Genomic DNA, 24,144 nt, shown 5'->3' on the forward strand with positions numbered 1-24,144 from the left:
AGCTCAGGGGTAGAGCATAACCTTGCCAAGGTTAGGGTCGGGCGTTCGAATCGCCTCGCCCGCTCCAATTGGTTCTCTCACACCCATGAGAGATTTGGCTTACCCAGCCAAACGCTGAGAGCAGCGAAAAGCACAAACGATAGGGCCGATGTTCCGGTCCGAAGGAAGCGGGCGTAGCTCAGGGGTAGAGCATAACCTTGCCAAGGTTAGGGTCGGGCGTTCGAATCGCCTCGCCCGCTCCAAATACAAAGAACAAAAACAGGTCGCCTTCGGGCGGCCTTTTTTGTGCCCTGCTCACAGATCACATGCCAAACGGCGCGCGTATCACGCGACCGACTGGATCGACCGGATGGGCATATTTTTGGGTTAAAGTGGCGCGCTCAGACTGCGATCATCAAAGTCGGTCTCTGCGCCCTTGCGACCACGGTAGAGTGCTTCCAGAGCTGCCAATTTGGCGCTGCCTGCGAATTTTCTTCTCGGCGGCAACGTCACGCGGTCTTTACGCGCGGTCTGCACCAGTTCTTCGCAAATCGCCACCAAATCAGCCATTGGCGTTTCGGTGCCCAGAATACACCGCAAGCTGGCCAAACGCGCGTACATGTCCCCTTGCAGCTCAGGGGAACGGTCCGAGACCAAGACCGACAAGATGTGGGGTTGATGGAACTGTGCCAAGAGCGCTGTCGACAGGCAGCTTTGCCCGTCAACCAAGAAATCAAACAGCAACAGATCAAAGCGATCTTCGCGCAACTGTTGTTCCGCGCTATCAATGCTGCGCGCACGACGCACATGATGACCACGCGCCCCAAAGGCGACCTGCCACCGCGTTGTGGTCTTAAGGTCTCCATGCATGATCAGTAATCTCAAGGGGGGTCTCCAGCTACAATCCTTCAATCGTATTTGAACCAAAAGTTACTTAACTTAGTCTTAATTTCACAAAATTTTCCCCAAAAAGCGGTCCGCCTAAGCGCCGTTGAAGTGTGACTATTTCGCTTTTCGCAAAACAAACCACTCAACAAAGATCAGTATCGGCACCCAAGCCCCCCAAGCGGTCACGTTATAGGTCTCAACCACGCTCCACCCCGCGATCATCAAAGGCGCCATGATCAAGCGCAGCGTCACCGCGGAAAAGGTCAACGTCGCAGAGCGGATCATCCACCTTTGGTGCGTTTGAATGTCCCCTGCCCGTGCAGCCGTCACAGCCTTCAGTGTGAATGCCATCCACAAAACGGCCAGCACAGCAAAGCCAGACAGCGCCCACGGCGTGGCCAAAGAGCTTGGCAACATCGCGAGTGAACTGACGGCTGCGATCATGACGGAGGCAACATAGATGCGCCCCGTCACCCTGTGCAGCCCACGACGACGCGCCCGCAGTTTGGACATGAATTGCAACGGCATCAGCAAAATCGCGATCGGACCAAAGATAATGTGACCGTAGAGAGCGACTTTGGCATCCACCACAAAATGAGCCAAATGCGGCATGGTTATGGGAATCGGGCCGCGCTGCCCCGCGAGCGAAATCAGCGCCACCAGAACGCAAAGAACCCAGAGTACCGGCTTGGTATATTTCGGAATTGTCATCACGTGTCTCTCTTTTAGTTTGCGTGAGCTTTACACTGTCAAGCTAATGCATAACGGTGATCACTTGACACTGTCAAGTCGCTTATGAAATACACAGGCAAAGGAAGAACCATGACAGACACACCCGCGCCCGTCGCAAAAACTCCGAACGCAACGCAGTCGGACAAGAAACCTCATAAATCCAAAGATCTACGCGAAGGTTTGATCGACGCGGGCTTGGCGATTTTGGCGGACGAAGGCGCAGGCCCGCTTACATTGCGCAAAGCGGCCGCACGCGCGGGCGTGTCACATGCCGCACCAGCCCATCATTTCGACGGCAAAGCGGGCCTGTTGGCGGCAATCGCCACACGCGGCTTTGACACCTTTACCACCTATATGAAGGCAGACCGCTATACCCTTGGCCAAAGCGCCCAAGATCAATTGCAAGGCATCTGCAACGGGTACCTGCGTTTCGCAGACGAACAGCCCGCGCTGTTCAGTTTGATTTTCAACACCGATTTCAAAAATCAATGCGATGACCCAGACCTCGTGGCGGCCAGCCAACTGTCGTATGATGAACTTGCGGATGTCTGCGCGTTGTTCGCCCCCTCGCCCCACGGTGCTGGCGTGAATGAGCTGCAAATATGGTCCTTGGTGCATGGCTATGCCGAGCTGCGCGCCTTCAACAAATCCACCCATCCAACCACAGGCACGCTGATTCCATTCGAGACGCTTTTGCCACCATTGACGCCTGTGATGCCCTAAGCGGTGCAACAGCGCTTGGCCTGAGCGCAATTGCCGCCTATAAACGCCTCAAATCACCGATTGAGGCCTATCATGCGCACAGCGAAAATCACCCGAGACACGGCTGAAACCAAAATCAGCGTCGAGATCAATCTCGATGGCACTGGCATTTACGACAACCAAACTGGCGTTGGGTTCTTCGACCACATGCTGGATCAATTGTCGCGCCACTCGTTGATCGACATGACCGTGCGGGCAGACGGCGATTTGCACATTGATGACCACCACACTGTCGAAGATGTGGGCATCGCTTTGGGCCAAGCCTTGACCGAGGCTGTGGGCGACAAAAAGGGTATGAACCGCTATGGGCACTTTGCCTTGGCGATGGATGACACCCAAGTGGCAAGCGCGCTGGATATTTCTGCGCGGCCGTTCTTGGTGTGGAATGTTGACTTCCCATCCGCCAAAATCGGCACTTTCGATACAGAGCTGGTGCGCGAATTTTTCCAAGGGCTTAGCACCCACGGCGGCATCACGTTGCACATCGATCTGGTGCACGGCGTGAACAGCCACCACATTGCAGAAGCGGCGTTTAAGTCGGTGGCGAAATCACTGCGCATGGCTGTTGAAACTGATCCGCGCATGGTTGGGCAATTGCCGTCAACCAAGGGCAAGCTCTAAGCCACTCTCATTGCGCCAAGACTGACATTGCGCCAAAACTGATCAGGCGTGGGCGACACCGCCCACCCTTTCCCTACGATTTTTCATGACGAGACCCCCATGCTCACAGCACTTGTAGACTACGACAGCGGCAATCTTCACTCGGCGCAAAAAGCGTTTGAACGTATGGCGCGCGAGGCAGATGCTGGCGAAGTGATCGTCACCTCTGACCCTGATGTCGTGGCAAAAGCGGACCGTATCGTCTTGCCGGGCGATGGGGCTTTTCCGGCATGCAAAGCGCATTTGTTCGACCACACAGGCCTGTTTGAGGCCATCGAAGAGCAAGTCACCCATAATGCGCGCCCCTTTATGGGCATTTGCATCGGCATGCAGATGATGGCCACCACGGGTCATGAATACAAAGACACCGCTGGCTTTGACTGGGTTGCAGGCGACGTTGTGCACATCGACCCGAAAGACAAAGCGCTCAAGGTGCCTCACATGGGCTGGAACGATCTGGTGATCGACAATCCGCACCCTGTTTTGGACGGCATTCACACCGGCGAACACGCTTATTTCGTCCACTCCTATCACGTGCGCGTCAAAAATCCTGCGCACCGTTTGGCGCATGTGGATTACGCAGGCGACATCACGGCCATCATCGGGCGTGACAACATGATCGGCTGTCAGTTCCACCCCGAAAAAAGCCAAGCGGCAGGTCTGCGCATTCTCGCGAACTTTCTCAACTGGAAGCCCTAATCGCTATGCAGGAGATTCTGGATCATATCACGGCGACGATTGGTCAAGATCCTGAGCGCGGCACACCGGCCAGCTACATTCCGGATTTGGCGGATGTGGACCCAAACCAGTTTGGCATCGCCGTCTGCTTGGCCGATGGGCGCGAATTTCATTCGGGTGATGCCGAAACACCGTTTTCCATTCAGTCGATTTCCAAAGTCTTCGGCGTGGCATTGGCCTTGGGCAAAGTGGGAGACGCGCTGTGGAAACATGTGGGGCGCGAACCGTCTGGGTCTTCCTTTGACAGCATCATGTTGCTTGAGCGCGAAAACGGCATTCCGCGCAATCCCTTCATCAATGCGGGCGCGCTTGTCACCACAGACACATACCTCAAAGGGTCCACCCCGCGCGAGGCGCTTGGCGGTTTGCTGCGGTTCGTGCGCGATGCGGCGGATGATGACGATATTCACATCAACGAAGCCGTTGCGCGTGGCGAGTTGGAAACAGCTGATCGCAACTTCGCACTGGCCCACTATATGAAATCCTACGGCAATCTCACCCAAGAGCCGCAAATGACCTTGGGCACCTATTGCCATCAATGCGCCATTGATATGACTTGCGTGCAACTGGCCCGCGCGGGGCGCTTTTTGCTCGGCACAGGCGTCGGTGCGCGTCTTGTCACCAAAAGCCGCGCGCGCCGCATCCAAGCCTTAATGATGACCTGCGGGCATTACGACGGCTCCGGCGATTTCGCGTTCCGCGTTGGCTTGCCCGGAAAATCCGGCGTCGGCGGCGGCATTTTGGTGATCAATCCTGGCGTCGCCTCCATCGCCGTTTGGTCGCCCGGATTGAATGCTTACGGCAATTCAAAACTGGGCACAGAAGCGATGGAAGCCTTGGCCAAATCCATGGATTGGTCTGTGTTTAGCTAGGCTACTTCACCAAAGCCCAAACTTGTTTCTTGCAAATCGGTCCAACGCAGCCAGATACATTTAGAATATCGCCATTCAAAGCCATCTTGGATTTAAAGGTCTTACCCGTGGAAGGCTGATAAATACGCCCCCCTTTATATTTGCCGCCGCCAGCTGCAGCCATGTCCCACACAAGCTTCAAGCCAAGGTTTTTGGACTTATATTCGCCAGTTTCATTGAACGTCCGCGAAATGTGGCCACAAATTTTCGTCCCACAGGGTGCAATCGTGACATATGCATAGGCGCCGTCGTCCACCTGCGTTTGCCACACACCTTCAACCGGATCAGCCGCAAAAGTAGGCGCAGACATCCCCAAAACAAGCCCTGCGGCCAGTACCAATTTATTCATGAACGGTTCCTCCCTACCATTTGCACGATCCTGAAACGCAGCTGGCCAGTGTGGCAAGTCTGACGTGGCGGAAAAACATGGCACGCTGCCTCTTTGCATTTTCCGCTCGATCATGGCAAAGGGACGCAACAGTTTCTTGAAAGGGCCGACGCCATGATCCTCTACCCCGCAATTGACCTCAAAGACGGCAACGCCGTGCGCCTGTACAAAGGCGAAATGGATCAAGCTACGGTGTTCAACGACAACCCAGCCGCGCAGGCTTTGGAATTTGTAAATGCGGGCTGTGAGTGGCTGCATTTGGTTGACCTGAACGGTGCTTTCGCGGGCGAACCTGTGAATGCCGCCCCTGTCGAAGAGATTTTGAAACAGTGCAAAGTCCCAGCCCAACTTGGTGGCGGCATCCGTGATATGGCCACAATCGAACGCTGGCTGTCCAAAGGCTTGGAGCGTGTGATCTTGGGCACTGTTGCTGTTGAAAACCCCGACCTCGTGCGTCTCGCAGCCAAAGAATTCCCCGGTCACGTGGCTGTGGGTATTGACGCGCGCAATGGCATGGTCGCGACCAAAGGCTGGGCCGAAGAAACCAACGTCAACGTGACAGATTTGGCGAAATCATTCGAAGACGCAGGCGTCGCCGCAATCATCTACACCGACATCAACCGCGATGGCGCCATGCAAGGGCCCAATGTGGAAGCCACGGCGGCGCTTGGCAACGCCGTCTCCATCCCCGTGATCGCCTCTGGCGGCGTGTCGTCCCTTGATGATCTGCGTAACCTTAAAACCTGCGGCGCGCCGCTCAATGGTGCAATCTCAGGCCGCGCTTTGTACGATGGCGCAATTGATCTGGGCGAAGCATTGGCCGTTCTCAAAGGCTAAGCCATCCGCAAACAGCGACAAAATGACATGCGACACCGCTCCCACTGGGGGGCGGTGTTTTTTTGTGTAGTCTGGCCCCACACGCACATATGTATGAGTTTCAAAATGTCTCAGGTTGTCAAAACCCCGCTGCCACAATCCTCGCATCTTTGGTCTATGGTCCAGACCGACGATTTCATCGATGGCTATGCCGTACGCTCTGATTTATCGCCAAGCGAGGCCGCGAAAATTGGCCTGTCGATGCCCGTTTGGGCCGATACATTGCTGAAATTGCGCAATGCGATCGTCAAACCTTTGGGGCTTAAAACGGACACCTCTGACGCTGGCCCAGATGCCATTTTTCCTGTCACCTATGACTCTAACGACGAATTGATCCTTGGCACAGATGACAACCATCTCAACTTTCGCATCGCTATAAAACGCGAAGGCGAGATGATCCATATGGCCACTTGGGTGCACCGCAACAACGCCTTAGGACGCGCCTATTTAGCCGTCATCATGCCCTTTCACGTGCTGATTGTCCGCGATTGTATGAAACGTATTGCGCGCCATAAAACCACCACGCCAATTGCATCATAGGCGCGAGCCAAGTAAAGACAGGGCAACACCGCATACACACGGACCTGCCCCATGCTCAAAACCCGCATCATCCCTTGCCTCGACGTCGCCGAAGGGCGCACTGTTAAGGGCGTTAATTTCGTTGATCTGATCGACGCGGGCGATCCTGTGGAACAGGCCATCGCTTACAATGCGGCGGGCGCGGATGAGTTGTGTTTCCTCGACATCAAAGCCACCCATGAAAATCGCGGCACCATGTTTGATCTGGCCACGCGCACGGCCGAGCAATGCTTCATGCCGCTCACCATCGGCGGCGGCGTGCGCAAACCTGACGATGTGCGGGATTTGCTGTTGGCAGGGGCTGATAAAGTCTCGTTCAACTCCGCGGCTGTGGCCGATCCAGATGTGATCGCGCGCTCTGCGGATCGCTTTGGCAGTCAGTGCATCGTCTGCGCGATTGATGCGAAAACCATCGGCACCGATGCAGATGGCACGCCGAACAAATGGGGCATTTTCACCCATGGGGGGCGCAAACCAGCCCTTGATAAAGACGGCAATCCGATTGATGCGGTTGAATTTGCCAAATTGATCGCGGCCAAAGGCGCTGGTGAAATCCTGCTGACCTCGATGGATCGTGATGGCACCCGTGCGGGGTTCAATCTGAAAATGACCCGCGCCATTGCCGATGCGGTGAATGTGCCGGTGATTGCCTCTGGCGGTGTGGGCAATTTGGATCACTTGGTCGAAGGCGTCACCGAAGGTCACGCCAGTGCCGTGTTGGCCGCGAGTATTTTCCACTTTGGCGACTACACCATTCAAGAAGCCAAAGAACACATGGCCGCCAATGGCATTCCGATGCGGCTCAATTGAGCACCTGAATTAAGGATTGATGACATGACCCACGCCATAGACCGCCTTGCCGCCACCATCGCTGAGCGCAAATCCGCAGATGCAGACAGCTCTTGGACTGCAAAATTGCTATCCAAAGGCGCTGACAAATGCGCCGAGAAATTTGGCGAAGAAAGCATTGAAGCCATCATAGCCTGCGCCAAAGATGACCGCGAGAACCTGACATATGAGGCCGCAGACGTGATTTATCACCTCGGCGTTATGCTGGCGGCACGCGACATCACTTTGTCTGAGGTCATGGACGAACTTGACCGCCGCGCAGGCGTGTCTGGCATCGCAGAAAAAGCGTCGCGCGGCTAATACAACCGCGCTTTTTCTTGGACTAAATACTCATAGACAACACCAGACATGCACGCCGTCTTTGGAAGGCTTGCTGAATGGTCTTATGCGACTTTAGCCAAGCCAAATCGCGGGATTTCAATCGCGGGACAGCGATCCATCACCACTTCGGCGCCCTGCGCACGGCCCAAGGCGGCCGCTTTGTCGTTGACGATGTCCAATTGCATCCAAATGGTTTTAAGCCCCTGAAGGTGCTCAAGCGCCTCTTCGACAACGGGCATCACGTCTTCAGAGCGGCGAAAGATGTCGACCATATCAACCGGTTCCTCAATGTCACTTAAACGCGCCACACAGGTTTGGCCGAACAATTGCTTGCCTGCCTGCCCCGGATTGACGGGAATCACCTTGTAGCCGTGTGCAGCCAAGAAATTTCCCACGCGGTGCGACGCCCGTTCTGGACGCGGCGATGCGCCGACCAGCGCAATCACGCGGGTCTCAGTTAGGATACGGACAATATCGGGGTCCGACAGACGATCAATGTGGCTCATAAGTTTAAGATAACCCGAAACCCAAAGGTTTAAAGCGTAATCCATAAAAAAGCCCGAGCCGGGGACTGGCTCGGGCAAAGTGTGGAACGAGGGACATAGGGTAGATCGCGCCTGTTCCAATGCGCGTCTCCCTATATACTTAGGGACCATCTACGGGTTTTGAAGAGCAGATAATTTAAACGTGAACATGATGTGACTTCCCCAGCCCTTTAGTTTTGCATGCTGAGGGTCGGCCAATTGGCCTCAGCGAGCGCGATGTTGGCATCGCGATCTTCCAACCAAATCGTGCGCACATTTTTGGAAAAGTTCAGGTACAGCTTGCCGTTGTGGATGGTCCAAGCTTCGGGATCGCCATCTGCCAACGCACCTTTAGACGCCGCATAAGCGCAGTACCCACCAAACTGAGGTGCGTATGTTTTAGGGTCTGCCATGAACGTGGCCTTGTTTTCCGCAGAGGCAAAATGCCATGTCGCGCCGCCCCACTCCAAAGCATGCGACGCATCGCCTTGCACAAATGCGTTTTGGGCAAAATACGCCACCGGATCGGCTCCGCGAATGGCCACACCGTCTTGGGTGTAAACTTTCATCTTGGCCATTTCATCAGCGACACTGGCAAACGGGGCCAGCAAAGCGCCAGCAACGGGGACAACGGCAAGAGCAAGTAGAGAACGGCGTGTGATCATTTCGATATCCTTTTGTAAATGGTAAAAGGATGCGGGTTAGGAGGCCCCTTGAGAAGCCCCCCTACGCAAGCGTGATTGAACGTTACCGACTTTGCGTGTTTTAACGTTTTGACGCGGAATACAATGCAACAGCAGCGGCGTTCGATACGTTCAAAGACCCGAAATCGCGCTTGTAAGGAATTTTCACCAACGCATCACAGGTCTCTTTGGTTTTTTGACGCAAACCAGGGCCTTCCGCGCCCATCACAAGCGCAACAGGCATGTTGGACATCTGCGTCAATGCATCGTCCAATTCGACGTCAGCCGTACCGTCAAGACCAAGGCAGACAAAGCCCATCTCTTGCAACTTGATCATTGTGTCCGCCAAGTTGCGCACGCGCAAATATGGCTGGCGTTCCAACGCACCAGAGGCCGTTTTCGCCAAAGCACCGGTTTCGGGTGCTGCATGTCGCGCCGTGGCAATCACAGCTTCCGCGCCGAACACCTCAGCAGACCGCAGAATCGCGCCCACATTGTGTGGATCCGTCACTTGGTCAAGCAAAACCACCGTGGGCATGCCCTCGCCTGCGGCCAAACACACCTCTTCGATGGAGCCCCACGTCAAAGGCTTCACTTCCAAGGCAGCGCCTTGGTGCACAGATTGCGCATCAATCGGCACATCAAATTTGCGCGGCTCGACGATTTCTGGCTCCATGCCGGACGCTTCGATATCTTCAGCAAGCCGATTGTAAGCGTTTTTGGTCACAACAAGCTTTAACTTTTCGCGATCAGGGTTGCGCAGCGCATCGCGCACGGCATGCAAACCAAACAGCCAAACCGTCATCGCGGCGGCTTTGCGTTTGTGTTGTTCTTTTTCGACGACCCATTGGGGTTTTTTCATGACCAGATATCCCGTTTTTCGCTGCGCCCTCTCCTTGCCTTGCGGTTTGTTGAGATACAAGCAATTTTCCTGTTGACGCTCCTGCACAGCACTTGTATCCACCCCGCACACAACGATGCAAACGCATCCGAGTGGGCGACGGGCTGCAAGGTGCGGCAGCGGATTGTAACTCCGCCGGGGAGACCCACGCCTGGTTCGATTCCAGGGTCGCCCACCATTTATTCTCTTACAATAGAATAGTTTTGGTGGACCAACTTCGGGTTGGTGTTCGCTGCTCGCTCAGTCGATTTGGATGTTTGCACGCGTGTAGGACGCATCCTCGACAGTGTCGTCATCAAAGGTCAGGCGCACATCCACCGTTTCAACCGAATTTGGATCATACGGCACCAAAACCGTGTCGAGCGTCTGCACTTTCATTGCGTTGGGCTGCGCCTCATCCAAATAGCAAGGTTCCGGCTCAAAGGCGGTCATGTCGCCGCCATTCACGGCATATTCAATTTTCGACACACCACAGCGCCACGCCAAAAGATTGGTGAAATACAAAAGATCCCTGCCCTCATAAAGGCGCACCGCAACCCAAGATGCTTTTGTGGCCTGCAATATCGGCTTCACCTCTGCTGACGTGGTAAAATTTGCCGCAGCTGCTGGCAGCGTCATCGAAAACGCAAGGATGAGTGGCAAAAAACGTCTCATGTGTGGCTCCTCGTTATGACAATCGAAATTGTAACCTTTTGAACGTATGGCATTGGGCCTATAGTTCCCAAAAATCGGGCAGCGCTCAAAAGAAAACGGAACCAGTATGGCACCAACATCAGAAAAATCAAAATCGTTCAATGTTGTGGTCATCGGCCAGAACGGACGTTTGATGTATGAGGCTTTGTTGTTTGCCGCGTCTTTGCGCGAAAACGACCCTGATTTCAAAGGGCGTCTGTTCATCGCAGAACCCCAACCTGGCCCCAATTGGAGCGAAAATCCTAAGATTCAAAACACCGATCTTCTGACAGCTTTGAAACGCCTCAATGCAGAAATATTGCCCTTTGAAAGCGTGCATTTTGGCCAGTCCTATCCGTACGGGAACAAGATCGAGGTGCTCAAGGCTTTGCCGGAAGGCGAGCCCTTTGTCTTTTTCGATTCCGATACGTTAATCACCGGTCCGATTTCGACCATCCCGTTTGATTTCGACCGTCCTTGTGCGTCGCTCAAGGCCGAAGGCACGTGGCCTGAAATCGAACTCTATGGTCCGGGCTATGGCGAGATTTGGAAATCGCTTTACGACAAGTTCGGCTTGGAGTTTGAAAGCACTCTCGACCTTGATCAGCCCGACGAATACTGGAAGCGCTATCTCTATTTCAACGCGGGCTTTTTCTTTTACAAATGTCCCAAATTGTTCGGCGAACGGTTCATGCAGTACGCCCTAGACATCAAATCCGATCCACCAGAAGCTGCCGAGCTGCAATCCTTTGATCCATGGTTGGACCAAGTCGCCTTGCCATTGGTGATCCATTCCTTTGGCGGCGCGCGCCGCACCATTCCTGAGGATACATTGGATGGCGCGATGTCATGTCACTACCGCACATTCCCGTTGCTGTTTGCGCGTGAAAGCGACGATGTAATCGCGAAACTGCAAAGCGCCAGCGCCCCCAATTGGATCAAGAAAGTGCTGAAAGAATACGAGCCAATGAAGCGCATGGTGTTCCAAAACAAAGGTCAAAAAGTGCGCGACATGTTTGATCAAGACAACTTACCCCTTCGAGAAAAGATGATCCGCAACCGCATCAAGAAAGCCAAATTGTGGATGCGATAGCCGCGTCGCCCTGCAAGGTCCGCGACAAACCGCCAAGTGGCAAACTTCAGTTTTTCTTTGCACAGACGAGCGCTTAAGATAGCGTGGCACAGTACAGGAACCGCGCCTCACATGGCGCGTCGCAATCGGGTCACGCGCACAGTATGAAACCAAATTTCGCTTTACGTTTTCATGAGGATGGCATCACGCTGCTTCACCGCGTCTCGAACGGGTGGAATAGCGTTGGTGACGTGTCTCTTGAGGATCCCGACTTAGACGCTGCAATTGCGCGCCTTCACAGCACGGCCACCTCTTTGGCGACGGCTGGCGTGTCAACAAAGCTGGCCATTCCCAACAGCCAGATTTTGTATCGCCAAATTCCTGATCCAGGCAAAAGCGCATCAAAACGCAAAAAAGCGATCGAAGCCGCGCTTGCAGGGGCGACACCCTATGAGCTGAACGAATTGGTGTACGACTGGCACGTGACAGACGGCCAGATCCAAATCGCAGTCGTGGCGCGCGACACCTTGCGCGAAGCCGAAGACTTCGCCACCCAGCACCGTTTTAATCCCTTGGCATTCGTCGCCACGCCAGAGGCAGACTCGTTTGAAATTGAGCCTTTTTTCGGACGCACCACCTGCGCAGATCGGTTGATCGGAAAAGGCACCGAGGTCGAACGCGACACCGACATTTTGTCCACGCAATCCGTCAAAAACGTAAAAGAAACACCACCTGCACCCGCTGCGCCGAAAGTCACCGCACCAGCGGCAACAGTTGCACCAAAGGCTGCGTCAAAGCCAGAAGAGGCTGCGCAAACACCGGAGCAAGCGCCAAAAGACGTTTCCAAAACAACCGCGACGGCCAAAACGCAAACACCATCTGCGGCCCCCAAAGCCGACACCAAACGCCCAGACCCTGCGCCAAAACCAGCCGAAGACAAAGCCACCCAACGTGTGACCGCGCAAGCGATCCCAGATGAGACCGAACAACTGGCATTAGATGCAGAGCAACAACGGCAAGTCGAACATCCGCATGTGGCGATCACCGCAGGCATCGTCCCACCGGACGAACCACCAAAGCCGCCAAAACCTGCGCCCAAACCGCCAAAATCTGAGCCTCTGCCAGAGCCGCCAGCAATGCCTGCTGCTGTCGTGCCGCCGCGTCGCCCCGAAGCTCCGCAAACGCTGCCAACGCCGGATCAAAGCCGTCTCATCGCCGGAGCACCCACATCTGCGCGCTTGAAAGCCAAAACCGATCCGTTCCCGCTTGATCACACCGAAGCCGAGAAAAAGGGGGCCGTGACACCAAGTGCTGCGTTGTCAAAACTGGGACAAACCGGACTGGTTATATTCTCGGCCTTGAAAAACCGCAGCGCCGAAAAAGCAGCGAAACTGCAAACCGCAGCACAAGAAAAAATGCGCGCGACCAGTGCTCCAAAGGCGACCGCGGCGACAGCAAAGCCCACTGCTTCAGCCCCCAAGGCAGCCTCTACGACGTCTAAGCCCCTTGCAGCATCGCGCAAAGTTGCTCCGCCGACGGCCCCGAAATCTGAAGTCTTTGCCGGCTTTGTTGCCCCAACCAACATGACCTTAACGCCGAAAAAAATTGGTGCGCTTGCTGCAACTGCGGCTGTGATTGCTTTGGCAGGCCTATGGATCATGCGGTCCCCAGACACGCCGCAACCGGCTGAGACAGTGCAAATCGAAGCTGCGCCAGACGTCAGTTCATCCGTGCCGCTTGCGCCCATCCCCGCACCAGAACCGCAAGCAGAAGAAGTGGCGGAGGCAGCGACAGCCAGCGCGCCAGAATTGGCCACAACCCCGATCCCAACGGATCCACCTATCACCTTCGACGACACTCCGATCGCCTTCAACGATGCACCGATCGATTTCGAGGAACTGAACCGGCAATATGCTGCGACGGGCATTTGGCCGATTGCACCAACCGCGGGCACAGGTGCGGTGGAAGAAACTATTGGCGATTTGTATATTGCATCGATTGACCCCAAAATTCAGTCGCAAGATGCCGTTGCTTTGCCAAATTCACTGCCGCGTGACATCGACAGCGCCCCACGCCCTGAGACGCGCCCTGCCCCTGCGGGCACAAAGTTCGACCTTGATGAACGGGGCTTGGTCCGTGCAACGCCAGAAGGCGCACTCACCCCGTCCGGTGTCCGTGTTTTTGCTGGCACGCCGCCTATTGTCCCCAGCCTGCGCCCAGACGTTGATGCGACCGCATCCACGCCAGACGCAGAAACAGCCCCAGATCCTGAGCGCGCGCTTTTGGCCCAATACGTTCCACGTTTGCGTCCAGATGGGCTGATTGAGCAAAACGAACAAGCCAATCTAGGTGGGTTGACCTACGCCGAACTTGGCGCGTTTCGCCCCACCCTGCGGCCTGTGTCAGCCCAACAATCCGCATTGGCTGCGGCAAAAGCCGCAGGTGAAGCTGCGCCATCAGCAACGGCACCTGTCGTAACTGCGTCCTTGATCCCCGACGCGCGTCCCAACAACATTTCCAAACTTGCAGCTGCCGCCAAAGCAGCCGAAGCGGCGGCCGCGGCCGCTGCACCGACCGAACAAGATACATCCAGCAACAATGCGGCGGCCGCGCGCGTCACAGCAGCCGTTCCCGCGCCCAAAGTTCCGTCTGGCCCCACCAAAACCACAGTGGCACGCGCGGCGACTGTCGAAAACGCGATCAATCTGCGCAAAGTCAATTTGATGGGGGTTTACGGGTCCAATTCTGATCGCCGCGCCTTGGTGCGCTTGCCATCGGGGCGTTTGACAAAAGTCAAAGTTGGCGACCGCGTTGACGGGGGCCGCGTTCAATCCATTTCAAGCAGCTCGCTCACCTATATCAAAAACGGAAAATCGCGGACATTAACGATCGGCGGTTAACCGAATCTACGGATTATCGCTGGCTTTTTACGCAGGTTCTGTCTGCCACTCACTTGCGCCCCCTTTCACATGGCTTGCACTTGCTGCGCCAGCACGAGACACTAAGGTATCTGGAACGCGTTTCGCGGAAGCGAATGCGCGGATCGAAACGCACGCGCACTTACAAAGAGGTCACCTGCAAAGATGCTCAGCATCCTGACACCGTTTTTCATCTATCTCAGTGCAATTGTTATCGCCGTTCCCTTGGCGCGGCGTCTGGGCTTGGGATCTGTCCTTGGATATTTGCTGGCAGGGATCGTGATTGGGCCGATTTTGGGGCTCATTCAGCACAACGAAAGCGAAGACCTGTTGCATTTCGCCGAGTTTGGCGTGGTGATGATGCTGTTTCTCATCGGGCTAGAACTGGACCCCCGCGCGCTTTGGGACATGCGGCACAAATTGCTGGGCCTTGGGGGGCTGCAAATCTTTTTGACCTTGGGCGCTATCGCAGGGGCGTCGATGTTTATGGGCTTCGCGTGGCAAACTGCTGTGGCGATAGGGATGATCCTGTCGCTGTCGTCTACAGCGGTTGTGTTGCAGACGTTATCCGAGAAAAAGCTCATGCAAACCGGCGGTGGGCGCGCGTCGTTTTCTGTGCTGTTGACCCAAGACATCGCGGTCATTCCGATGATTGCGATTTTGCCGCTTTTGGCTGTGGGACAGTTTTTGTCGTTCAACCCAGACGGGTCAATTTCGCGCGGCGTGCAAACGCTGGCGCATGAGGATGCGACGTGGGTGCAAACCTTGCCAGGATGGGGCGTCACCTTGGCCACCTTGGGTGCCGTGGCGTTGATCATTTTCGCAGGCGTGTTCTTAACGCGACCGTTCTTTCGGTTCATCCATGCGGCGAACCTGCGCGAGCTTTACACGGCCGTGTCGCTTTTCATTGTGGTTGGGATCGCCCTGTTGATGAGCGCCGTCGGCTTGTCGCCAGCCTTGGGGACATTCTTGGCCGGTGTTGTTTTGGCCAATACGGAATTTCGCCACGAATTGGAAAGTTCGATTGAACCGTTCAAAGGCCTGTTGCTGGGGCTGTTTTTCATCGCCGTTGGCGCGGGGATCAACTTTACGATTCTGTTCCGCGACCCGATTGAAATCATCGCCCTGACGGTGGGATTGATGTTGCTCAAGGGTGGTATTTTGCTGCTGATCGGGCGCCTATTTTCGTTGCGCACCCGTGGGCAGTGGTTGCTCGCGCTGTCACTCGCGCAGGCTGGCGAGTTCGGCATGGTGTTGACGACGTTCTCCTTGCAGCAAGGCGTTTTGGAACTGTGGCTCGGCGAGCGGCTGTTACTGATTATTGCTTTGTCCTTGCTGTTCACACCGTTGTTTTTCATGTTCCAAGATTATCTGCGCGCGCGCATTTCGGCAAAAATGGATGCCACGCAACCGGACGATGAAATCGACGACAAACAGAAAATCATCATTGCGGGCATCGGGCGGTTTGGCCAATCAGTCAACCGTTTGGTGCGCGCATCTGGCTTTGAAACCACTGTCATCGACCACGATTTGAAGGTCATTCAAGTGATGCGCAAATTCGGGATCAAAGGCTTTTTCGGCGATCCGACGCGGCCCGATCTTTTGCATGCGGCCGGATTGGAAAACGCCAAGATCCTTGTGGTCGCGGTGGATGATCCAAAAGCGGCTGTCAAATTGGTTGAGTTTGGCCGCAAGGCGAAGCCTGACCTGATGATCATCGCCCGCGCGCGCGACCGAATTCATGTGTATGAACTCTACCGCGCGGGGGCTGACAAAATCGTACGTGAGATGTTTGACTCGTCGTTGCGTGCGGGGCGCTATGTCTTGGAAGAAATGGGGTTGTCAGACTATGACGCCTCCATGAGCGAACAGGCTTACTACCAACACGACCGCCACGCGCTGCGCGAATTGGCGGAGCTGTGGGAACCGGGCAAACCTGTTGCAGACAACCCCGCCTATGTGGAGCGATCCAAAGCCTTGGACATTGATCTTGAGGCCGCGCTGGTCACGCAATTGCAACAAGGGCGCGACACGGACACCAAGGTGTCCTAGCGGCCACTGAGGCGGCGCTTACCCTTCTGAGACGCCCGCCTCGGCAAAGCTTGCCATGCCAGAATGACAGGCCACAGCGGCGCGCACCACAGGAATGGCCAGCGCAGCACCAGAGCCTTCGCCAAGGCGCAGACCCAAATCGAGCAAAGCCTGTTTGCCAAGCGCATCGAGCAAACGGGCATGGCCGGATTCGGCTGAAACATGCCCTGCAATGCAGTGCTCCAACGCGCCTGCATGTGCTTTTTCAAGCGTCGCAGCTGCGGCACAGCAGATGAACCCGTCCAAAATCACCGGAATGCGCAGCACGCGCGCGCGTGCAATTGCGCCCGCCATCGCGGCCAATTCGCGCCCGCCCAAAGCCGCCAGAACCTGCAAAGGATCTTGCGCGCCAAATTTGGCAACGCCTTTGGCCACGACGTCCGTTTTGATCTGTAGACCCGCATCATCCACGCCTGTGCCGCGCCCAGTCCATTCGGCTGCCGCACCGCCGAACAAGGCGTTTGCAATCGCCGCAGCGGGGGTCGTGTTGCCAATCCCCATCTCGCCGACCACCAATAGGTCCGACGTTTCTGAAACAGCGTTCCAGCCAATCAAGAGCGCGGCCACACAGTCTTCTTCTGACATTGCGGGGGCTGTGGTGAAATCTTCGGTTGGGCGATCCAATTCGATGGCGTGCACGGACATGGCAGCGCCTGCGTTTTTCGACAATTGGTTGATTGAGGCACCGCCCTGCTCAAAATTTGCCACCATTTGCACTGTTACTTCTGGTGGGAACGCGGACACGCCTTGCGCAGTCACGCCGTGGTTGCCCGCGAAAATAATCACTTGCGGGGCGTTCACATCAGGGCGCGCATCGCCGCGCCAAGACGCGTACCACATGGCGATCTCTTCCAAACGCCCCAAGGAGCCAGCGGGTTTGGTCAGTGTCGCATTGCGTGCCTGTGCGCCTAGCAAAGCGTCCTGATCAGCGTCTGGTAAGTCGGCCAAAATGGCGTTGAATGCGCTGAGTGAGGTAAAACCCATGTCCGTGCTCCGTCATTGTCTTTGTGTCGCAGTTTGTCTATCTGCTTGGCCTAAAGGTTTACAGATCAATTTTGCCGCATGGAGCGTTTTCCCGATGACACATCGCCCATTTCGTCCCCAGATTGGCGATATCAAAACGGCGTTTGCGCTGTTGACCCGCCTGCCCGTCAAGGCCCGCTTTGAGCGCACGGCCGAGGCCACTTGGGCGTTTCCTATTGTCGGCGCGGCTGTTGGGCTTGGCGTGTTGTTCATCGCTTTGCTGGGCGACTGGGTTGGATTGGGCTTGGGCGTCTCGGCCGTGATCGCCATTGTTTGCGGTGTGATTGTAACAGGTGCGCTGCACGAAGACGGATTGGCCGACAGCGCCGATGGTCTTTGGGGCGGCTGGGAGCCTGCGCGCCGCCTTGCGATTATGCGCGACAGTCATATCGGCACCTATGGTGTTTTGGCGCTGATCCTTGCGATGACCTTGCGCGTGTCCGCCTTTGCCACCGTCGTCAACACCATGCATTTGGGCGCCATGGTTGCAGCCGCCGTATTGTCACGCGCAGCGATGCCCTTTGTCATGACCCTGTTGCCCCATGCGCGCTCAGATGGATTGTCGGTCACAACCGGTCGACCGACAGGAAAACCTGTGGTTTTGGGGGCGGTGATTGCCTTGGGCGTTTCAGTTGTGTTTGGCGGGTTTGTCCCCACTGTTGTGGCGGCGAGTGTCTGCGCCGCAGTCGTATGGAGCGTGATCAAAATCGCCAAGGCCAAAATCGGCGGACAAACCGGCGACATTTTGGGGGCAACCCAAATCTTGTGTGAGATCAGCGTCCTGTTGGTGTTTTCAACACTTTAAGCGGACCGCCATACGCGAGCAAAAGCCCATGAAAAAACCGCCACAAGAGTGATCTTGCGGCGGTTTTTTTTGATTTAAAGACGCTTACGCAGCTGCAGGTGGCGGCGTGCGGGACATCAAAACTTCGCTGACTGTTTTTGCGGCTTCGACTTCGTCGGTGCCGGCAACAGCTGCGATTTCGCGTGTCATACGCTCCAAGGCCGCTTCGTACAGCTGACGCTCAGAATAGGACTGTTCGCGTTGATCGTCGGTGCGGTGCAAGTCGCGCACAACCTCTGCGATGGCAATCAGATCGCCGGAGTTGATCTTTTGTTCGTACTCTTGCGCACGACGTGACCACATCGCGCGTTTCACTTTGGCTTTGCCTTTCAGCGTTTTCATAGCGTGTGCTACGACGTCAGGCGAAGACAAAGACCGCATGCCAACTTCGTCGGCTTTATGCGTTGGAACGCGCAAGGTCATTTTGTCTTTTTCAAACGCAATGACGAAAAGTTCGAGAGAGATACCCGCGATTTCTTGTTCTTCGATTGAAACAACTTTGCCAACACCGTGTGACGGGTAGACGACGAAATCATTCGGGCTGTAGTCGGGTCTATTGGTCTTGCTCATATGCAGTCTAATTCCTCAAAGTACAGATAGTTAGAACTCCCTATTTCGCGTCGCTCATGCTGGCAGATGCCGCAGGGTCAATTGATCCATCGATCAATTAAGGCGCAAAAAACTCAAGCCCCAGACAAGCGGTGCTGGTGGGGGTGAGGCAGGTATGTCCTAATGTTGTTGTTCCACCATACCAAAAAAACCGACCTTTTAAAAGTGCAGCCATCGAGAGGCGGCAGCATTTGGCCCGTTTTCGCAGAGATATAGTAGTAAAAGCGGACCGAAATGCGCGGTTTTGTGAAAGAAAGACCCACGCATGTCACACATGGCGTGGGCCTTCAAAGCGATATGATTCGCGTCAGCCCGCAACACTCAGCAGGCGCGCGTCGTCTCAAAAAGCGATCAGCCGCCTTCGCCAGCTGCTTCAGAGAACTCAGCCATTTTACCTTCTTGGCCGTCTTTCTCTTCGTAACCAGGCATTGGATCTTTCTTGGACAAGATCACCGGCCATGCTTCGGAATATTTGCGGTTAAATTCAACCCATTTTTCCATTTCTGGCTCTGTGTCTGGGCGGATCGCATCTGCAGGACACTCAGGCTCACACACACCACAGTCGATGCATTCATCAGGGTGAATGACCAACATGTTTTCACCCTCGTAGAAACAATCAACAGGGCAAACTTCAACACAGTCAGTGTATTTACAAGAAATACAGTTTTCGATCACGACATAGGTCATTGCGATGTATCCAGAATATCAAAATGGCAGGAATTCAACTTTGGCCTTTGCTAACGCCCCGCGCGCGATCATTCAAGCAGATCAAAGCGGGAAAGGAGGCTCTTGCGGCGATCTTTCTTCGTCGGGCGACCTTTTCCCTCATATTTAGGCACAGGTGGAACGAATTCCCCCGGTTTTGTCTTGGGTTCAGGCGGTGGCGAAAGATCTTCGTAAAGCAGTTGTGCTTCGGGGGCTGGGCCACGTCGCGTTCCACAGGCTTCGATGCGCACGGTCTTGACCACTTTAGCTTGGACAAATGTCAAAACATCGCCCGCGCCGACAGCAACAGATGGCTTGGAAACTTTGTTCGAATTGACCCGAACATTCCCGCCACTGACCAACTTTGTGGCCAGAGAGCGGGTTTTGAAAAAGCGGGCATACCACAGCCACTTATCGAGGCGTATCGTTTCCCGCTTTTCCAACTTATTTAGAGTCTTTCAAACCCATCAGCGCTGCTGCGAAGGGGTTATCAGGATCAATGGCTTTTTCTTTTTTCGCAGGGCGTGCAGAGAAAGATTGCGGCTTGTTGCCACCTTTGCCGCCGTCGCGTTTGCCTTTGCCACCGTCACGGCGTGGTTTGCCCTTGCCTTGCGGGCGACCTTTGCCTTGCGCATCGCCGTCTTGACGACGCTGACCACGGTTGCCGCCACGGTTTGCACCGCGATTGCCACCCCATTTGAAGGTGTAGAACACTTCCATTTCAGCTGGGGCAGCCTCTGCTGGGGCTGCGTTTGCAGCCGCCTCAACGGCAGCCTCTTCGGCAACAGCTTCAACGCTGGGTGTTTCGGCGTCGGCTGGTGTCTCAGATGCCTCCGCAGGGGCAGTTTCCGCCGCCGGAGCTTCAGGTGCCGCTTTGACCTTAACGCGTTCGCCTTTTTCAGCAGCGTAGCCAAGGCCCGCCATCAAATCAGCGAATTGTTCCAAAGTCATGCCAGTGATCGACAACATGTCCGGGTTGGCTTCGAAACCAGCGCGGCTGTCTTTGGTGCGCAGCAAATCTGCCAAGCGCTCCAACATGTCGATACGAATCGCACGCGCGCCAGCCAAACGGTAGCCAGACATCGCGTAGTAGCCTTCAGGCGCATGCGCCGCGGCTGGAATTGTCACCAAACCAGGGGGCGGGCTGTCAGGGGCTTCGTCGTGTTTTGCAGACAAAGACCACAGCAACAAACGCAAACGTGTCGGCGCAGGTTTCAAAATCGCAGGCATGAAGATGGTGAACTGACCAAAGCGGATGCCGTGCTTGCGCAACGCACCACGGGCTTCTTGGTCCAATTCTTTCACTTCAGTCGCAACAGCACCGCGTTCAAGCACGCCGAGGTTTTCAACCATGCGGAAGGCAAAGCCACGGGCCAAACCTGTGAGCGCTTCGTCTTTGGACATCGCGATCAGAGGCTCAAACAGTGTTGAGACTTTGCGGTCGATGAAATGCTGCAACCGGCGTGTGACCTTGTCGATCACATCTTGGCCTGCAACTTCGTCAACGAACGCCACAACACGTGGTTTCATTGCGTCGTCACCCGCCACCAATTTCCCAACAGCGTGTTCGCCCCACATGAGGCCACCCTGCTCGGTGAAATCCATTTCAGTATCCGGTGCGTTGTAGAACCGGTCGGCGCGCAAGTGGAATTCAGGGGCGAGCACAGCCACAGCCGCTTGGGCCAATGTCTTTGCTTCATCCGCTGTCTCAGCCTTATCTTGGCTAAAACGGAACCCTTCCAAACGGCCAATGAGTTCACCCTCAACCGTCACTTCACCTTTTTCGTTTACGTCGGCCACAAGGCCCTCCTTCTGTTTCAACCGCCGGAGGAGAACACTCGTCCGCCGGTCAACAAATCTTTGCGTCAATGCGTTGTGTAACGCGTCTGACAATCGGTCTTCTACTGCGCGCGTTTCCGAACGCCAATGCTTTTCGTCATCAACCCAACCCGTGCGCTGCGCAACATACGTCCAAGTGCGCACATAGGCGAGTCTTTTAGAGAGGGTATCAATGTTCCCTTCCACGCGGTCAATACGCTTCATCTGTCCCGCAAGGAAATCGTCGGGAATCCGCCCAACCCCATGAAGAAAATCAAAAATCCGCTCCAAAAGGCTGGTGTGTTCGCCGTGTGAAATACTGCGAAAGTCGGGGATTCGGCAGACATCCCACAACAACCGCACGTCTTTACTGCCGCGCACACGGCTGCGAACGGTTTGCAAATGACCTAACGTCTTCAGCGATGCCAAGTCATCTGCCTCGCGCGCTTTGATCAAACTGGGGTCATTCGGGGGCTGTTCCAGCGTCCCGATCAACGTGTCCACGGTGCCAAACTCAAGCCGCGTGTTGCGCCAGTTGAGCTTTTTCAAAGGCATAAACCGATGCTGTTCAATCGCTTCAATCACGCCCTCGTCCAGCGGAGATGCTTCGCCGGTGACGCCAAAGGTGCCATCGGTCTGATACCGCCCAGCGCGTCCGGCAATTTGCGCCAATTCATTGGGCATCAAATCACGCATGCGCCGTCCATCGAATTTGCGCGTGGCTGAAAAGGCCACATGGGACACATCCAGATTCAGCCCCATCCCGATGGCGTCTGTGGCCACCAAATAGTTGACCTCACCGTTTTGATACATCTCGACCTGCGCGTTGCGCGTGCGCGGAGACAACGCCCCCATCACAACCGCAGCCCCGCCCTTTTGACGGCGTAAAAGCTCGGCAATGGCATAGACGTTGTCTACGGAAAACCCAACAATTGCAGCACGTTCCGGCATGCGGCCCAGCTTTTTCGACCCCGCATAGCTCAGCGTCGAAAACCGCTCGCGCCGCATGAACTGGGCTTTGGGCACCAATTCCGCGATGACCGATTTCATCGTTTCAGAGCCAAGGAACAGCGTCTCATGCGTGCCACGCGCATTGAGCAGGCGATCCGTAAACACATGCCCGCGCTCAGGATCGGCGCAAAGCTGGATTTCATCAATGGCTAGAAAATCGGGGCCTATGTCGCTGGGCATGGCCTCAACGGTGCAGACCCAATATTGCGTGCGTGGCGGCACGATGCGCTCTTCGCCTGTGACAAGCGCCACAACAGAAGGCCCGCGCATTTCAACGATGCGGTCATAGACCTCGCGGGCCAAAAGCCTCAGCGGCAGACCGATCACACCAGATCGATACGTCAACATCCGCTCAATCGCGTAATGGGTCTTGCCGGTGTTGGTCGACCCCAACACGGCTGTGATACGGGGATTAAGCCCCATCGCGCTGCTCATGGCACCTGCCCTTTTAGCCTTTGGATGTCATTTAAAGCGCGACACCTGAAAGTGCCAGTTCCAGACGTTCAATTCTTTCGTCCAATCCCTCCATAAGCGGATAAATATCGCGAATGGCCTTCAACACAGTCAACGCGCTGTCATATTCGCCCAGCTCGTCCAAGATCAGCGCCATTCCTGACATGGCCCCAAAGTGACGTGGTTCAAGCGTCAGCGTCGTGCCAATATCCGCCATCGCAGGGCCGTACAGCCCCGCAATATAATAGGCCGTTGCACGCCCATTGTACCCTTCGGCAAAGTTCGGCGCGTGATCCACAAGCGCAGTCATGTGTTCAATCGCCAAACGAGAATCACCCATAGCAATCGCTTCACGCCCCCGTTCAAGCAAAAGATCCATCGCATCAGACCCAGATCTGGACAGCTCTGCGAATAGGTTTTGCTCAATGACCGGTGCATCCACAGGATCAGCCTGCAAAAGCTGTGCAAATAAATCGTCCAATTTCGCCGTATCCACAGCAAACGCCCCCTGCGCCAAACAAAGACACAAGAACGTAACGATACATTTGAGAAACTGACGTATACGGGTCATAGTATTTGTAAGTGTAGCTTCTTGGCACTTGTGGGCAATGCCCGATATGTAAAAGAAGTGAATGAATAAAACCAAAGGAAGACCTATGAGCGATATCGTGACCGAAGCTGTCAAAGCACTGAATGCAAAGATTGACGGCGGATTTGCAGCTGGCACTGCGAAATTTGTTATCTCCGACGAAGGCTCTGTCATCGTTGATGCAGACGGCGCACGTGCAGGCGATGATGATGCAGATGTGACGCTCACGGCCGATGTTGAGACATTTCAAGGCATGATCGAAGGCGACGTGAACCCAACAGCCGCGTTCATGCAAGGCAAGCTCACCGTGGATGGCGATATGGGCATGGCGATGCAACTCGGCGCGGCCCTCGCATAAGAGATACCTATGCAAAATAGCGCCCCGCTGTCGCGGCGTGGCGCATTTATATATTTGAATTTATTATTTTTTCGAGGATGGATATGGAAAAGGCTCCGTTTTTTAAAGATGTGGCTGACGGTCCAGATACCGGCGCGGCCTATTGGCTGACCACAGCAGATTCAGTGCGCATCCGTGCAGGGGTCTGGCC

General features: G+C 55.3%; 26 protein-coding genes and 2 tRNA genes. 15 read left to right on the forward strand and 13 right to left on the reverse strand.

The window, feature by feature from the left end; genetic code table 11:
- Positions 1-167: 167 nt before the first annotated feature.
- Positions 168-242: transfer RNA gene (locus tag ABF287_RS16295), tRNA-Gly, on the forward strand.
- A 124-nt stretch (positions 243-366) separates the two neighbouring features.
- On the opposite strand, the gene ABF287_RS16300 is transcribed toward ABF287_RS16295, so the two are convergent.
- Together ABF287_RS16300 and ABF287_RS16305 are read right to left on the reverse strand one after the other, a co-directional pair.
- Complete coding sequence (locus ABF287_RS16300) at positions 367-864, reverse strand: hypothetical protein (RefSeq protein WP_347186055.1); 498 nt, start codon at positions 862-864, stop codon at positions 367-369.
- A gap of 117 nt (positions 865-981) precedes the next feature.
- Positions 982-1,578, reverse strand: coding sequence for a DUF2306 domain-containing protein (locus ABF287_RS16305; protein WP_347186056.1), 597 nt, complete (start codon positions 1,576-1,578; stop codon positions 982-984).
- 111 nt (positions 1,579-1,689) lie between these two features.
- Here ABF287_RS16305 and ABF287_RS16310 point away from each other — a divergent pair, with 111 nt between their 5' ends.
- The 4 genes from ABF287_RS16310 to ABF287_RS16325 all read left to right on the forward strand — a co-directional run bounded on the left by ABF287_RS16310 (position 1,690) and on the right by ABF287_RS16325 (position 4,631).
- Positions 1,690-2,322 carry a TetR/AcrR family transcriptional regulator gene (locus ABF287_RS16310; RefSeq protein WP_347186057.1) on the forward strand — a complete coding sequence of 211 codons (633 nt, stop codon included), beginning with the start codon at positions 1,690-1,692 and terminating at the stop codon, positions 2,320-2,322.
- Positions 2,323-2,394: 72 nt separating this feature from the next.
- Positions 2,395-2,982: an imidazoleglycerol-phosphate dehydratase HisB gene (gene hisB, locus ABF287_RS16315; protein ID WP_347186058.1), complete on the forward strand. Its 588-nt coding sequence runs from the start codon at positions 2,395-2,397 to the stop codon at positions 2,980-2,982.
- A 99-nt stretch (positions 2,983-3,081) separates the two neighbouring features.
- Entirely contained in the window at positions 3,082-3,720 is a 639-nt protein-coding gene (gene hisH / locus ABF287_RS16320; RefSeq protein ID WP_347186059.1) for an imidazole glycerol phosphate synthase subunit HisH, read from the forward strand.
- A gap of 5 nt (positions 3,721-3,725) precedes the next feature.
- Complete coding sequence (locus tag ABF287_RS16325) at positions 3,726-4,631, forward strand: glutaminase (RefSeq protein WP_347186060.1); 906 nt, start codon at positions 3,726-3,728, stop codon at positions 4,629-4,631.
- A 1-nt stretch (position 4,632) separates the two neighbouring features.
- Here ABF287_RS16325 and ABF287_RS16330 read toward each other — a convergent pair whose 3' ends face one another.
- Positions 4,633-5,019, reverse strand: coding sequence for a DUF2147 domain-containing protein (locus ABF287_RS16330; protein WP_347186061.1), 387 nt, complete (start codon positions 5,017-5,019; stop codon positions 4,633-4,635).
- Between the two features lie 153 nt (positions 5,020-5,172).
- On the opposite strand from ABF287_RS16330, the gene hisA reads away from it, so the two are divergent.
- The 4 genes from hisA (at position 5,173) to ABF287_RS16350 (ending at position 7,662) form a co-directional block, all read left to right on the forward strand.
- Positions 5,173-5,895: a 1-(5-phosphoribosyl)-5-[(5-phosphoribosylamino)methylideneamino]imidazole-4-carboxamide isomerase gene (gene hisA, locus ABF287_RS16335; RefSeq protein ID WP_347186062.1), complete on the forward strand. Its 723-nt coding sequence runs from the start codon at positions 5,173-5,175 to the stop codon at positions 5,893-5,895.
- A 105-nt stretch (positions 5,896-6,000) separates the two neighbouring features.
- Positions 6,001-6,474, forward strand: coding sequence for a DUF2867 domain-containing protein (locus tag ABF287_RS16340; protein ID WP_347186063.1), 474 nt, complete (start codon positions 6,001-6,003; stop codon positions 6,472-6,474).
- A gap of 51 nt (positions 6,475-6,525) precedes the next feature.
- The gene (gene hisF / locus ABF287_RS16345) at positions 6,526-7,323 is read left to right on the forward strand and encodes an imidazole glycerol phosphate synthase subunit HisF (RefSeq protein ID WP_347186064.1); all 798 of its coding nucleotides are present in this window, start codon (positions 6,526-6,528) and stop codon (positions 7,321-7,323) included.
- 24 nt (positions 7,324-7,347) lie between these two features.
- Entirely contained in the window at positions 7,348-7,662 is a 315-nt protein-coding gene (locus ABF287_RS16350; RefSeq protein ID WP_347186065.1) for a phosphoribosyl-ATP diphosphatase, read from the forward strand.
- Between the two features lie 83 nt (positions 7,663-7,745).
- Here the strand turns inward: ABF287_RS16350 and ABF287_RS16355 are convergent, their stop codons facing one another.
- The 3 genes from ABF287_RS16355 to rlmB all read right to left on the reverse strand — a co-directional run bounded on the left by ABF287_RS16355 (position 7,746) and on the right by rlmB (position 9,752).
- Positions 7,746-8,189: a CoA-binding protein gene (locus ABF287_RS16355; protein WP_347186080.1), complete on the reverse strand. Its 444-nt coding sequence runs from the start codon at positions 8,187-8,189 to the stop codon at positions 7,746-7,748.
- Positions 8,190-8,398: 209 nt separating this feature from the next.
- The gene (locus ABF287_RS16360) at positions 8,399-8,872 is read right to left on the reverse strand and encodes a YHS domain-containing (seleno)protein (RefSeq protein WP_347186066.1); all 474 of its coding nucleotides are present in this window, start codon (positions 8,870-8,872) and stop codon (positions 8,399-8,401) included.
- 100 nt (positions 8,873-8,972) lie between these two features.
- Positions 8,973-9,752, reverse strand: a complete 780-nt coding sequence (rlmB, locus tag ABF287_RS16365) for a 23S rRNA (guanosine(2251)-2'-O)-methyltransferase RlmB (protein WP_347186067.1) — start codon at positions 9,750-9,752, stop codon at positions 8,973-8,975.
- A 133-nt stretch (positions 9,753-9,885) separates the two neighbouring features.
- Between rlmB and ABF287_RS16370 the strand changes: the two genes are divergently transcribed.
- Positions 9,886-9,969, forward strand: a tRNA-Tyr gene (locus tag ABF287_RS16370).
- Between the two features lie 62 nt (positions 9,970-10,031).
- Here ABF287_RS16370 and ABF287_RS16375 read toward each other — a convergent pair.
- Positions 10,032-10,445 carry a hypothetical protein gene (locus tag ABF287_RS16375; RefSeq protein WP_347186068.1) on the reverse strand — a complete coding sequence of 138 codons (414 nt, stop codon included), beginning with the start codon at positions 10,443-10,445 and terminating at the stop codon, positions 10,032-10,034.
- Between the two features lie 106 nt (positions 10,446-10,551).
- Between ABF287_RS16375 and ABF287_RS16380 the strand changes: the two genes are divergently transcribed.
- The 3 genes from ABF287_RS16380 (at position 10,552) to ABF287_RS16390 (ending at position 16,505) form a co-directional block, all read left to right on the forward strand.
- Complete coding sequence (locus tag ABF287_RS16380) at positions 10,552-11,556, forward strand: hypothetical protein (protein ID WP_347186069.1); 1,005 nt, start codon at positions 10,552-10,554, stop codon at positions 11,554-11,556.
- Positions 11,557-11,699: 143 nt separating this feature from the next.
- Positions 11,700-14,435 carry a hypothetical protein gene (locus tag ABF287_RS16385; protein ID WP_347186070.1) on the forward strand — a complete coding sequence of 912 codons (2,736 nt, stop codon included), beginning with the start codon at positions 11,700-11,702 and terminating at the stop codon, positions 14,433-14,435.
- A 183-nt stretch (positions 14,436-14,618) separates the two neighbouring features.
- Positions 14,619-16,505, forward strand: a complete 1,887-nt coding sequence (locus ABF287_RS16390; RefSeq protein ID WP_347186071.1) for a monovalent cation:proton antiporter-2 (CPA2) family protein — start codon at positions 14,619-14,621, stop codon at positions 16,503-16,505.
- Between the two features lie 18 nt (positions 16,506-16,523).
- On the opposite strand, the gene cobT is transcribed toward ABF287_RS16390, so the two are convergent.
- Positions 16,524-17,528, reverse strand: a complete 1,005-nt coding sequence (cobT, locus tag ABF287_RS16395; RefSeq protein ID WP_347186072.1) for a nicotinate-nucleotide--dimethylbenzimidazole phosphoribosyltransferase — start codon at positions 17,526-17,528, stop codon at positions 16,524-16,526.
- A gap of 94 nt (positions 17,529-17,622) precedes the next feature.
- Here cobT and cobS point away from each other — a divergent pair, with 94 nt between their 5' ends.
- Entirely contained in the window at positions 17,623-18,372 is a 750-nt protein-coding gene (gene cobS, locus ABF287_RS16400; RefSeq protein WP_347186073.1) for an adenosylcobinamide-GDP ribazoletransferase, read from the forward strand.
- 84 nt (positions 18,373-18,456) lie between these two features.
- On the opposite strand, the gene ABF287_RS16405 is transcribed toward cobS, so the two are convergent.
- From ABF287_RS16405 to ABF287_RS16425, 5 genes are all read right to left on the reverse strand, one after another.
- Entirely contained in the window at positions 18,457-18,981 is a 525-nt protein-coding gene (locus ABF287_RS16405) for a CarD family transcriptional regulator (RefSeq protein WP_347186074.1), read from the reverse strand.
- Between the two features lie 390 nt (positions 18,982-19,371).
- Complete coding sequence (gene fdxA / locus ABF287_RS16410) at positions 19,372-19,707, reverse strand: ferredoxin FdxA (RefSeq protein WP_347186075.1); 336 nt, start codon at positions 19,705-19,707, stop codon at positions 19,372-19,374.
- 68 nt (positions 19,708-19,775) lie between these two features.
- Positions 19,776-20,168 (reverse strand): RNA-binding S4 domain-containing protein, encoded by a 393-nt coding sequence (locus ABF287_RS16415; protein ID WP_347186076.1) that lies wholly within the window; start codon positions 20,166-20,168, stop codon positions 19,776-19,778.
- Between the two features lies 1 nt (position 20,169).
- Entirely contained in the window at positions 20,170-22,989 is a 2,820-nt protein-coding gene (locus ABF287_RS16420) for a helicase-related protein (protein ID WP_347186077.1), read from the reverse strand.
- A 31-nt stretch (positions 22,990-23,020) separates the two neighbouring features.
- Positions 23,021-23,503, reverse strand: a complete 483-nt coding sequence (locus ABF287_RS16425) for a tetratricopeptide repeat protein (protein WP_347186078.1) — start codon at positions 23,501-23,503, stop codon at positions 23,021-23,023.
- A gap of 160 nt (positions 23,504-23,663) precedes the next feature.
- On the opposite strand from ABF287_RS16425, the gene ABF287_RS16430 reads away from it, so the two are divergent.
- Positions 23,664-23,954, forward strand: coding sequence for an SCP2 sterol-binding domain-containing protein (locus ABF287_RS16430; protein ID WP_347186079.1), 291 nt, complete (start codon positions 23,664-23,666; stop codon positions 23,952-23,954).
- Positions 23,955-24,144: the final 190 nt, after the last annotated feature.

This window comes from Pacificibacter sp., from assembly GCF_039769035.1.
Taxonomy (GTDB): domain Bacteria; phylum Pseudomonadota; class Alphaproteobacteria; order Rhodobacterales; family Rhodobacteraceae; genus Celeribacter.